This is a genomic window from Pseudomonas rustica, from assembly GCF_018336155.1.
Lineage (GTDB): Bacteria > Pseudomonadota > Gammaproteobacteria > Pseudomonadales > Pseudomonadaceae > Aquipseudomonas > Aquipseudomonas rustica.
In genome coordinates this window covers 31584-43652 of record NZ_JAGYHF010000002.1, presented here as the reverse complement: position 1 = coordinate 43652, position 12069 = coordinate 31584, and the positions used below count along the sequence as shown (strand labels likewise).

9 protein-coding genes and 2 pseudogenes are annotated in these 12069 nt (G+C 50.7%); 6 read left to right on the top strand and 5 right to left on the bottom strand.

From position 1 onward, the window contains the following. Positions 1-31: 31 nt before the first annotated feature. The 3 genes and pseudogenes from lptF to KFS80_RS03305 form a co-directional block, all read right to left on the bottom strand. Complete coding sequence (gene lptF / locus KFS80_RS03315) at positions 32-820, bottom strand: lipotoxin F family OmpA-related lipoprotein LptF (protein WP_053117547.1); 789 nt, start codon at positions 818-820, stop codon at positions 32-34. Positions 821-875: 55 nt separating this feature from the next. After that, positions 876-1280, bottom strand: coding sequence for a DUF4398 domain-containing protein (locus KFS80_RS03310; protein WP_034154861.1), 405 nt, complete (start codon positions 1278-1280; stop codon positions 876-878). A 378-nt stretch (positions 1281-1658) separates the two neighbouring features. After that, positions 1659-1757: pseudogene (locus tag KFS80_RS03305) on the bottom strand (pilin assembly protein); the annotation flags it as partial. A gap of 179 nt (positions 1758-1936) precedes the next feature. Here KFS80_RS03305 and KFS80_RS03300 point away from each other — a divergent pair. The 4 genes from KFS80_RS03300 (at position 1937) to KFS80_RS03285 (ending at position 7514) form a co-directional block, all read left to right on the top strand. After that, on the top strand, positions 1937-3592 hold the full coding sequence (locus KFS80_RS03300) for a hypothetical protein (protein ID WP_246541607.1): 1656 nt from the start codon (positions 1937-1939) through the stop codon (positions 3590-3592). Then, a complete protein-coding gene (locus KFS80_RS03295) occupies positions 3585-4577 on the top strand; it encodes a hypothetical protein (RefSeq protein ID WP_246541604.1) in 993 nt (330 codons plus the stop codon). The genes KFS80_RS03300 and KFS80_RS03295 overlap by 8 nt, the downstream gene beginning before the upstream one ends. Before the next feature lie 3 nt (positions 4578-4580). After that, entirely contained in the window at positions 4581-6350 is a 1770-nt protein-coding gene (locus tag KFS80_RS03290) for a hypothetical protein (RefSeq protein WP_212543971.1), read from the top strand. A 96-nt stretch (positions 6351-6446) separates the two neighbouring features. After that, positions 6447-7514, top strand: coding sequence for a VRR-NUC domain-containing protein (locus tag KFS80_RS03285; protein ID WP_212543970.1), 1068 nt, complete (start codon positions 6447-6449; stop codon positions 7512-7514). A gap of 33 nt (positions 7515-7547) precedes the next feature. Here KFS80_RS03285 and KFS80_RS03280 read toward each other — a convergent pair whose 3' ends face one another. Together KFS80_RS03280 and KFS80_RS03275 are read right to left on the bottom strand one after the other, a co-directional pair. After that, positions 7548-7862, bottom strand: a complete 315-nt coding sequence (locus tag KFS80_RS03280) for a hypothetical protein (RefSeq protein WP_200600393.1) — start codon at positions 7860-7862, stop codon at positions 7548-7550. Between the two features lie 137 nt (positions 7863-7999). Beyond that, positions 8000-8260: pseudogene (locus tag KFS80_RS03275) on the bottom strand (pilin assembly protein); the annotation flags it as partial. Positions 8261-8473: 213 nt separating this feature from the next. On the opposite strand from KFS80_RS03275, the gene ppc reads away from it, so the two are divergent. After that, the gene (ppc, locus tag KFS80_RS03270) at positions 8474-11104 is read left to right on the top strand and encodes a phosphoenolpyruvate carboxylase (protein ID WP_212543968.1); all 2631 of its coding nucleotides are present in this window, start codon (positions 8474-8476) and stop codon (positions 11102-11104) included. A 300-nt stretch (positions 11105-11404) separates the two neighbouring features. Further along, complete coding sequence (gene adk / locus KFS80_RS03265; RefSeq protein WP_053117556.1) at positions 11405-12055, top strand: adenylate kinase; 651 nt, start codon at positions 11405-11407, stop codon at positions 12053-12055. Positions 12056-12069 lie beyond the last annotated feature (14 nt).

Sequence of the window (12069 nt, the reverse complement as noted above, 5' to 3'; positions counted from 1 at the left end):
AGGCGGGGCTTTTTGCGTTACAGCCTACAGCTTAGTTCGAGCTAACAGCCGAACGTGGCACAACCGGCTGGTTGTCGTTGGAAATGGTCACTTCCACACGACGGTTTTGCGCACGGCCCGAAGCGTTGCTGTTCTCGGCAACCGGGTATTCCTTGCCATAACCCTGAGCGACGATGCGCGCTGGATCAACGCCCATTTTCACCAGTGCGGTACGCACGGAGTTGGCGCGACGCTCAGACAGGGTCTGGTTGTGGCTGGCAGTACCGGTGCTGTCGGTGTAACCCTCGACGATCACTTTGCGATCCGGGTTTTCCTGAAGGAACTGCGCCAGTTTGTTGATGTTGACCAGACCGCTGGATTTCAGGTCAGCACGGTCGGTAGCGAACAGTACGTCACCGAAAGTCACCAGCGTACCGCGATCTGTCTGCTTGGCGTTCAGGCTGTCCTGCAGTTGTTTGATCTGCTGATCACGGGCATCCAGACGCGCTTGAGCACGTTGGGCAGCGGCGTTTTTCAGGTTGTTTTCAGCGGTGCGCAGGGCGATGGTCTGCTTGGCCACTTCTACGCGCTGATTGGTCAGGTAAGCCAGTTGGTCAACCTTGGCCGCGTCTTGCTTGTCCAGATAAGCCTTGTCGGCTTTGTCCAGGTAATCGCTGGCGTCTTTGGTTTCCAGCGCTGCGACTTTGCTCGCCTGCGGGTTGGCTTGCAGGCCGGCGTAGTTGGTGCGCGCGTTTTCCAGATTCGGGTTAGGCGGAGTGGAGCAGGCAGCCAGGGCAACGCTTGCGGCCAGAAGAGCTGGGATCATCAGTTGCTTACGCATAATTTGTCGTCCTTTCTATCGATAGAAGTTTCAGCTTTGCGGTCGGGATGCGCGCTTATTGCACGGTGCGCTGACTTTCCTGACGCAGTTCCTGAACACCTTTCTGGGAATCCTTCACGGCTTGTTCAGCCTTGGCTGCCTGAGCTTTGCGTTCGGCTACGCGAGCGTCCCACTCGGCTTGCTCGGACAGGGTGCGGGCTTCGTCATACTTCTTGTCGTGCATGGCGATTTCGGCTTGTTTCAGTTTGTCCTGCGCTTGCTTCATCTCGACCGCTGCGAACTCGGTACCGCCAGCGCTGACGGCGCTGTTCACGGCCGATTGCGTCACGGCGTATTGCTCGGTCGGTGGATTACCGGCGCAACCGGCCAGAACGAAGCTGGTGCCGATCGCCAGAGCAGCCAGTTTCAGACCGCGCAGGTGGGTAAACGAGGTTTGGTTTTTCATGGTCTTCAACTCCATTAGGCATCTCCTGAAAACATCTAAATCCATCCTGGTCGAGGAGCCGAAAAGCGTCGTGTGAAAGGCGTTTTTGAAACGCTCGTTCCAGGCGTGGTTACAGCTTCCGACCGGAGTGATTTTTCAAAAGTTCAGAAAAGATGGCTAATCGCCAAAATAATTTTTGACTGAATGGACAAGGCTCTAAAGCGGGAACTTTGGCGGGATAGAGCGGTACGCGCGGGGTTTTAGAAGCCAGGTAACACGTCAATTTCAAGATGCAAATACAGTCAGTGTGGGAGCGGGCTTGCTCGCGAAAGCGCTGTGTCAGTCACCTTCAATGTCGACTGATCCAGCGCATTCGCGAGCAAGCCCGCTCCCACAATTTTGATCCAGGTTGTGTCAGTGTTTTTGCTTGCCTTCAACAGCCGAGAGGTCATGCAAATGCCGTCGCGACAGCGCCAGAAAACGCGGCGTAGGTCCGACGTCCTCAGATATAGGTTATACGAAGGAAAATTTCGTGGCCGAGGTTGTCCCTCACAGCCCAGCTCAGTTCAAATCGGTCGAGGGTAGTGGTCGTATCCGGGTGGCAATCCCAGCACCATTACTTGGTGTGCTTGAGCGTTCGATGTTAAAACGCCTGTACAGGATTCCGCTCATACGATAGCGAGTTATGAACGATGGCACCACGGAAGAACAGAGCACCAAAGGTTGTTGAAGAAGGAACCAGCGTAAGCACCCGCGACGACTTTTCTGATGTGACTAAGATCGAGCTGCTTGTGAGAGCGGCGAACCTCTGTTCGCGTTGCCATGTCTTCACCGTTGGCTCAACAGATGCTGGTGACAGGAAAAATAGCATTGGTGTCGCTGCACACATCTGTGCGGCTGCGAGTGGGCCGGGTGCCAAGCGGTTTGACGCGAGCCAAACGAAAGCCCAGAGAAGACATTTCGATAACGGTATCTGGCTTTGCTATTCGTGCTCAAAGCTGATCGACAACGAAGAGACATTTCACACAGTAGCTCATTTAAAAGAAATGAAGGCCCGCCATCAAGTCTATGTGTCTGGGTGGGTCGGTGTAATGCCAATGGCACCATTCGAAGCTAAATCTGAAATTCGTGCGGGGATTCTTGAAGCAACCATCTTCCTGATTACAAAGGCAGGCAGTCCGGCAAATTTCGATGTCTCTGCTGTCGTAGAAGGCTATGAACAAACAATAAACTGTATCGATCCAAATTTTAAGGTTGTCGTCACTGCAACAAGCGGTTCTGTCGTGCATCAGTTGGTTCCGGTCGCTGACCCTGCACCAGCAATTCAGATAGTTTTTAATGATGATGAGGCTAATGCTTCTGCTGATCAAGCATGGCAAGTCATGACTGAAGTGGGGCAGCCTATTCACATTCCTACAAAGGATTTCAAATTCGTAGGATCTAAACTATTTGAACACCTTAATGAAGTGATGGTTGGGGGAACGCTGACGCTCACTCCCAGTAAACGACGACTAGAAACGTGTATCTATTTTGTCAGTGATGATTCGGAGTTCGAGCTTGCTGCTACTGAATCATTCATGGGGAAAGGTTCAAAACAGTTTGATATTGAAGGTTCAGCTTTAGACGGATTCTTGACTTATCGGTATTTCATTTATGACCGCTACAAGGTAGAAGCAACCTATACTTTCGACGTTGCTGGTTGGTTAGGGCAGCCGTTCAATAATTTAAGGCATTATCACCGTATTAAACGAGCCTATGATTTCGTTGTAAAATATCCCAAGTCTAGGATTTCAGTTGAAATAGTTTTTAATGGTGAGCCTATGCGTCTTTGGGATGGGACGTATGGTGACTACACTGAGATTTTTGGTCGATTGAAAAAGATAGTAGAAATTGCTGAGTGCTCTAGAATTATTGCCTCGAAAATCCCTGAACAGCTCAGATTGAAGACCTTAGACTTGACGCTGCAGGATGAACGATACATCGAACTCTATGCCCAGCTTTTCAAAGGTGATGTGATTCGAAGGCTCGATTATGGGGAGAGCATTTTCAGTGCTCGTATTGATGATAAAGACAGCAAGGCTATAAAGGCTTTGTGCTCAAGAGAACGCAATGAAATTATCATTGCAAAGTCTCCTGCAATAGATTTTTTTGGTAATGTCATCCAATTGCCTAGAATGTCGAAAAAAGTAACATGTTTCGATATTGTTTTTCTTTCAAGTATTAGGAAGGAAGACTGGCAATCTTTGTGGTGTGTTGGAAGGGCAAACCATTCTAGTGATTCGGTGATTTCCATTGCACCCGATGAAACTCCGCTGCTTTGCAGTGATGAGGACGTTATACATGGATGAGCTTATGCTGATGGATCGGAGTCGAATTCTTCATGAGGCACTTGAACAGTGTGGGTGGGAAAATGCTGATCAAGTGGTTCAGCGGGTTCTGCGTCTAGATCTCGGTTTGCCCGCAGAAGACGAATTCGCCGTAATCTGTAGCTGGCTGGGCAAATGTTCGCTTGTCCATAAATTGGATCAACAACAAATTCCGAAATCTTCTAAAGATACCTTTCAGGTTCCTGATTTGTTGGCCGTTTTCAACACGGATAATAATCAATACAGAGTTTTGGTTGAAGTAAAAACTAAGCAGGATGAAAACCTAACTCTTAGAGCGAAAGATAGGGAAAAACTAATCAAGTATGCTGAGTTGTTGGGTATGCCGATATTGTTTGCTTGGAAGCGTCACAGCATTTGGACGCTTTTCGATATTTCTCTATTTGAGAGATTTAATAAAAACTATCGTGTGAATTTCTTTTCAGCTTTGTCGAATAGTTTGATGAGTCTGCTAGCCGGTGACATGCATTACCAGTTAGGTGATGGCGTGGGGCTGCACCTGAAATTGCGAAAAGATGGAATTCATGGAAGTGATGGTGATACAGAGACTTGGAAAACTAGAATAGAAGATATCTATTTGCAGGATTACAATGGAGAAAAAAATCACACGTTTTCGCCTAGGACTCTCTCGATATTAAATACCTGCGAGCTAGATGAGAATACTGAAATTGATGATGAAACTATCAAGCAAAGTTTTACTGTGCGTTCTGATGTTGGCAATGTCGCACATAGAGCAATAGAGACTTTGTTGAAGCTGAAAAAGTCTGATGCTGAAAATAATATACATTGGCGATCTTTGCTTGTTGATGAATCGCCCCTTCATTCCATTTCCAATTTTCAGAAAGCGTTGGACGAGGCTCTTAATCTCAAATTTGTTAAATATATTTTTATTCTGCAACCACAAAAATATCCTTCATTCATTAAGGATAATGACAAGGCCGGAGGCTAATTGATGTCAGTGAGTAAAGTTAAGTCGGCCCTTGTAGATTTCGTCAAGGGAGAAAAAGATAGGGCAATTGTTCTGAAAGGGGATTGGGGAACGGGTAAGACCCACCTTTGGAAACAAGTCGTGCTTGAAAGCCGGGATTCGTTCCATAAACGTAATTACTCATACGTCTCTCTCTTTGGGCTGAATAGTCTGAAAGACTTGAAGAAATCAATCTACGAAAACAAGGTTTATCGGGAGCGTGCCCATATCGCTTCTGATGAAAGCTCGTTTGAAGATAACCTCAAAGACATTTCAGGTCGATTCGCAGGGTGGATGCGTAAAGGTTCATCCCTGTTCAATGATGTATCAGCGATGGGCGTTAAAGGTATTGGCCCAATCGTTGAGAGTCTTCAGTTCCTCCGCGTTACTGATACGCTTGTCTGTCTCGATGATTTCGAGCGGAAGGGTTCAGGGCTACACGACAGAGAAGTATTAGGTCTAATCTCCCTGTTAATTGAAAGCAAAAACTGCCGCGTTGTAATGCTCCTCAACGATGGAACGCTAAAATCTGGCGATGATTTTTTCTCGTATCATGAGAAAGTATTTGACTATGAGGTGACGTTCAATCCTTCTGTAGAAGAATCTGTAAGGCTCGTTTTTTCTACTAATAGTAAATTACATGAAATTCTTACAAAGAATGTCACTAGGTTGGATATTAATAATATTCGCTTGCTCAAGAAGATTGATTATTTTGCTGGTCTACTTAAAAAAACTTTGGAGGGTGCTAACGATCATGTCATTGAACAGGCTCTTCATGTTTTGCCGTTAGCTATTTTGTCAAAATATAGCGGTGATGCTGCGAAGGTCGATCTCGATTTTATTCTGAATTATGGAGGAGGGTATATTGATACTGGCCTTCCCGGCGATGAAGTGAATGAAGTCGAAGCCAAGTTGAAAAAATCTATCGAGGAAAAGACTAATTACCTTGACGACTATGGCTTTACTCGCTGCGATGAATTTGATGTTGCTATCATTGATTTGGTGAAGAAGGGGTATGCTGACGAAGAGTCTTTGAAGGAAGTTATCAAAGCTCTTGAAGCTAAAATCAAGCATGACTCAGAAATCGCTTTGCTGCAGAATGCTTGGAATATCTATCATGCGTCTTTTCTTGATAATGAAGATAAAGTGTTTGAAGCTTTCGATTTGGCGATTGAAAAGTCTCTTGTCAATTTTGAAGTTAGTAATTTGGATGGTGTCGCTTGTGTTTACACTGAGGCCGGACGTGATGATAAAATCAAGCCAGCTATTGATAAATACTTTGATACGATTGTATTTAATAAAAATATCCAGAAGAAGAGTGATTTGTTTCGTTGGCCGGAACACGACTACGTTCAGCAAAAACTTGACGAATACTTTGATGGTTTGGTAGTTGAGAAAAGCTTAGCTGAGCTTATTGAGCATGCCTACAAGGTGTCTGGATTTAACAGTACAGATGTCAGAAACAGTGCCGCAAAAAAAACCGAGGCTGAATATTATGATTATTTCAGCTCGCTTGATGATTACAATCTCACTCACTACGTCAGAATGTGTCTGAAATGCGGTCAAGTCAGCTCACCTGAGCAGCACATTCAGAATTCCTACAACGAAATCTTCGTTAAGACTTATCGTTGTCTGATGAAACTGTCTGAGGTTTCTCTGCTCAACAAGTCAAGAATGGGTAAATTCAAAGGTTACGAAAAATTATTTGCTCAGGCAGAGGAAGAGTTGCGGCTTCAACAGGATCAAGCTGAATAGCCTTTCGGTAGGCTATATTCAAGATAGCTGGCCTTTACAAGCGGGTTCTTGTAAACATGTTGTCTCTTATATCAATCTAAATGGTGAGGGGGTTAAATGAGGGGTATTCGCACCAATTATTCTATTTACTCCAAGTATCTAATTCTCAATGCCGTCGATGAGATGGGTGAGAGCGAATTCTTTGATAGGACTGGTGATCGCATCGTAAAAAGTAAGTCGTCCCTTAAACAATGGCGAATACAGCTCATGTCTGTTGTACTGCCATTGCCGAAAGGCGAACATTTTAAGCAAGCTCTAATGACGGTTCCGGGGTACTACGAAAAATTAATCGGTCTGGCACGTAAAGATTTTTTAGTAAATGTCAGAGGGCCACAAGATCTTAGCAATTTTATTCAGCCGATTTTTAATAAAAAAATTACTGGTGCGAAGCTCACGAAATCTGAAAACAAAAATCTTTATTTGAAAGGTCTTATAGATGAGTGCGGTTTTTTAACTCGATTAGGTGTAGCTCAAAAGCTCTCTTCCTCGTCGTGTAGGAAGCAATGCATTGAATTGAATGTCCCTTATTCAAAGTTGGATATTTCGACTGATGCAGCTTGCGTTGAGCTATCTGTAATTAGGTATCTCAATGAGACGACAGAAATTAATTGGTTTTACATTGAGAACGGAATCTACGAGCTTTTTATACGCAAGATGTTGTCACCGATTTGCCAGAAACTCGGAATTGAGCCTTACTATCATTGCATGGGGGTTGTAGATCGAGATCTGGAAACCCAGTTTTTGGGCGAGTTTACAGAAGATTATTTTCACACCTATGTTCGATCAATCGAAAGCTCCGGCACAATTTTTCAAGATGTGCGTGAACCAAAATTCTCAACTATGGATGCCGATGATGTGGCGATTGTGTATCGAGCGTTCGGGTACGACAGGTTCCTATCCATTATCAAGCACGATTTCATCGAGCCAAACGTCTATGCACGGGGATGGCCTGACCTGCTGGGTTTGGATGGTCAAAATCTGAAGTTTCTGGAAGTGAAAAGGACAGACAACCTCACTATCAGTCAGATCGAGACATTCCCAAGGATCGTTGAAATGGGTTTTGAGGTGGAAGTGGTCATGGTTCAGACCAAACGCCCTCAGCCGTTCCAACCTGCCATTTTATAGAGTCAGAACCTCTTTTTATGTTCAATCCTTGAATCAAAGGGTATTTGACAATTTCTGTTCAGCCTCAACGTATGCAGGTGTTTTACCGGCATCTGCATAAATCTCTTCACCTTCTTCAACCCTGATGACTTGTGAACCCTTCACATAAGGCATGGCCTGCTCAGCTTCCTTAATTGCCGAGTGGATCAAACCTTCGGTAATGGTGGCTTCGTCCAGCCCGTAGGCTTCTGCGAAAGCTTTGATTTTGACTAGATCATGCTTATCCAAAGTGAGGGTGTATTCCACCCTATCACTGGCTTCCTGCGACTCAGATTCCCAGTCGTTGAGCATGTTCTTGAAGGTGTCCATGGGGTATCTCCGGCTTGGCTAGATGTGTTCGTAAATCTGTGACTGTATTTGCCATTCATGGTTCGCTGAAATGACCGCAAACCCATGTGCTACGCGGCTTTAAAGAGACCTTGAGTTTTTCCTATTGCGTGCTCGCTTTCTTCGTACAGCGGATCACCTTCCTCATCCGTCGCCACTACCGTCGAACCTTTCACATACGGCAGGCTCGCTTCGAACTCCTCAAGCGCTGCGCCAATCAGTTCGCCAAGCAATTCTTCGGCATGCCGTTTGGGGTACATCTCGGCAATCGCGGCCAGTCGCGCAGCCGCCTCAACGTCCAGATGAATCGTGTAGCCAGTGTCAGTCAGGCGACCTTTGGCGTTTTCTTCCCAATGCTGGGCGAGTTCACGAATTTTCATGATGACCTCATTTCGCACCTGCTCATGGCAGGTCTGGGTGAGTGTCCGCCGGGGCCGGCGGCAAGCCGTTGTACGGCTTACTGTTGAGACTAGCTTTCGGCCACAAGGTTTAAAGTCCCTTGGTCGGATGCTTGTAAGAAGCGCCGTAGAGCGGCACTCTCTAGGTCATGCACTCGTTTCTAAGCTGTCCGGATTACTGCTGGGGAATTGCTGATGACCGATATTGATGCACGCTTGCGCGAAGACGTTCACCTGCTCGGAGAGCTGTTGGGCAACACCATTCGAGATCAATACGGCGAGGCGTTTCTCGACAAGATCGAGCAGATTCGCAAGGGCGCCAAGGCCGATCGCCGTGGCTCGATGGACGCTGAACTGAGCGCCAGCCTCAATCAATTGAGCGAAGACGAACTGCTCCCGGTGGCGCGCGCGTTCAACCAGTTTCTCAATCTGGCGAACATCGCCGAGCAGTATCAGTTGATCCATCGGCGCGAAGAGTCGCAGCCGGCGCCGTTCGAGTCCAGCGTGTTGCCCGAGTTGCTCGCACGTTTGCGCAACGAAGGCCACAGCGCCGAATCGCTGGCCCGCCAGCTATCGCGACTGGAAATCGAACTGGTGTTGACCGCGCACCCGACCGAAGTGGCGCGGCGCACGCTGATCCAGAAGTACGACGCGATCGCCGCGCAACTCGCCGCGCAGGATCATCGCGACCTGACCAGCGCCGAACGCGAGCAAATTCAAAACACTCTGCAACGGCTGATCGCCGAAGCCTGGCACACCGAAGAAATCCGCCGCACGCGACCGACGCCGGTCGACGAAGCCAAGTGGGGTTTCGCGGTGATCGAGCATTCGCTGTGGCAGGCGATTCCCAACCATATGCGCAAGGCCGACAAGGCTTTGTTTGAAGCGGCCGGCCTGCATTTGCCGCTGGAGGCGGCGCCGATTCGCTTCGCGTCGTGGATGGGCGGCGACCGTGACGGCAACCCCAACGTCACCGCCGCAGTGACCCGCGAAGTGTTGCTGCTGGCGCGCTGGATGGCCGCCGATTTGTACCTGCGCGATGTCGATCATCTGGCGGCCGAACTGTCGATGCAGCAGGCCAGCGATGCGCTCAAAGCCAAGGCTGGCGACAGCGCCGAACCGTATCGCGCAGTCCTTAAGCAACTGCGCGAACGCCTGCGTGCCACGCGCAACTGGGCACACGCCGCACTGACCGCGCCGACGCCTGCGCCGGCCGATGTGCTGAGCAACAATCGCGATCTGCTCGATCCGCTGGAACTGTGTTTCAACTCGCTGCACGAATGCGGCATGGGCGTGATTGCCGACGGGCCGTTGCTCGATTGCCTGCGTCGTGCGGTGACCTTCGGCCTGTTCCTCGTGCGCCTTGATGTGCGTCAGGATTCGTCGCGGCACAGCTCGGCGATGACTGAAATCACCGACTACCTCGGCCTCGGTCGCTACGAAGATTGGGATGAAGAACAGCGCATCCGTTTCCTCACGCAAGAACTGACTAATCGCCGGCCATTGCTGCCAGCACATTTCAAACCGTCCGCCGACACCGCCGAAGTGCTCAACACCTGCAAGGAAATCGCTGCCGCACCGGGCGCTTCGCTCGGTTCCTACGTGATCTCCATGGCTGGCGCCGCTTCCGATGTGCTCGCCGTGCAACTGCTGCTCAAAGAGTCCGGCGTGTTGCGGCCGATGCGTGTGGTGCCGCTGTTCGAAACCCTCGCCGACCTCGACAACGCCGGGCCGGTGATGGAGCGACTGTTGCTGTTGCCGGGCTACCGCGCACGGCTGCAAGGCCCGCAGGAAGTGATGATCGGTTACTCCGACTCGGCCAAGGACGCCGGCACCACGGCGGCGGCCTGGGCGCAATATCGCGCGCAGGAACGCTTGGTGGAAATCTGCCGTGAGCAGCAAGTCGAACTGCTGCTGTTCCACGGTCGCGGCGGCACCGTCGGCCGTGGCGGTGGCCCGGCGCACGCGGCAATTCTGTCGCAACCGCCGGGGTCGGTGGCGGGGCGTTTCCGTACCACCGAGCAGGGGGAAATGATTCGATTCAAATTCGGCCTGCCGGACATCGCCGAGCAAAACCTCAATCTGTACCTGGCAGCGGTGCTTGAAGCGACGCTGCTGCCACCGCCGCCGCCAACGCCGCAATGGCGCCATCTGATGGATGAATTGGCGGCCGATGGCGTCAGTGCTTACCGTCAGGTGGTGCGAGAGAATCCGCAGTTCGTTGAGTATTTCCGTCAGTCCACACCGGAGCAGGAGTTGGGCCGCTTGCCGCTCGGCAGTCGTCCGGCGAAACGCCGCGCGGGCGGTATCGAAAGTCTGCGGGCGATTCCGTGGATCTTCGGCTGGACGCAAACGCGGCTGATGCTGCCGGCGTGGCTCGGCTGGGAATCGGCGTTGAGCAAAGCGCTGGAGCGCGGCGAAGGCGAGTTGCTCGGGCAGATGCGTGAGCAGTGGCCGTTCTTCCGCACGCGCATCGACATGCTGGAAATGGTGCTGGCCAAGGCCGACGCGGACATCGCGTTGTCCTACGACGAGCGTCTGGTCGAGGCGGATTTGCTGCCGTTGGGCGCGCAGTTACGCGACCTATTGTCGCAGGCGTGCGCGGTGGTGCTTGGTCTGACCGGTCAGTCGCAGCTGCTGGCGCATAGCCCGGACACCCTCGAATTCATCCGTCTGCGTAACACTTACCTCGACCCGCTACATCTATTGCAGGCCGAGTTACTGGCCCGTTCACGGCAGCAGAATGTCGAGCAGGGCAGCCCGGTGGAACAGGCGTTGCTGGTGTCTGTGGCGGGGATCGCCGCCGGTTTGCGCAACACCGGCTAACAGTTTTGGCGTGGCATGCGGCACCGGCAACAGGCGCCGGTTGCCGCTTTGCCTGACGGGTGAAAGTGCCGCCAGGCGACAGTTAATGATGGGGTTGCGACTTGGGTCACCGCGTCGCAGGGTCGCGGCGGGCGAAGGTTTCTCCGACTTTTGGCGTCTTGTGTGGGCGCAGCCTGCTGTGTATCTTGATCAGCCTTTGGCCGTTTCTGCGGCCACGTCCCGTATTTTCAGGATTCGTCCCAAGAGGCGAATCCTTTGTTTTGTAAAAGCTTTTTATAAAAAAATTGAGGAGCACATCTAATGCGCGTCATTCTGCTGGGAGCTCCCGGGGCCGGTAAAGGTACTCAGGCAAAGTTCATCACCGAAAAATTCGGCATTCCACAAATTTCCACCGGTGACATGCTGCGTGCAGCGGTCAAGGCCGGTACTCCGCTGGGCGTGCAAGCCAAGAGCATCATGGATGCCGGCGGCCTGGTGTCGGATGACCTGATCATCGCACTGGTCAAAGATCGTATCGCTCAGCCTGATTGCGCCAACGGCTTCCTGTTCGACGGCTTCCCGCGCACCATTCCGCAGGCGGAAGCACTGGTTACCGCCGGCGTCGAGCTGGACGCTGTGGTTGAAATCGCTGTTGAAGACGAAGAAATCGTTCAACGCATCGCCGGTCGTCGTGTTCACGAAGCCAGCGGCCGCGTTTACCACATCGTCTACAACCCGCCGAAAATCGCTGGCAAAGACGACATCACCGGCGAAGAGCTAGTACAGCGCAAGGACGACACTGAAGAAACCGTGCGTCATCGCCTGTCGGTTTACCACTCGCAGACCAAGCCGCTGGTGGAGTTCTATCAGAACCTGTCCGCCAAAAACGCAGGCAAGCCGAAGTACAGCCACATTCCAGGCGTAGGTTCGGTTGATGCAATCACCGCCAAGGTGCTGGCAGCGCTGAGCTGAAAAGTCTGAATCGC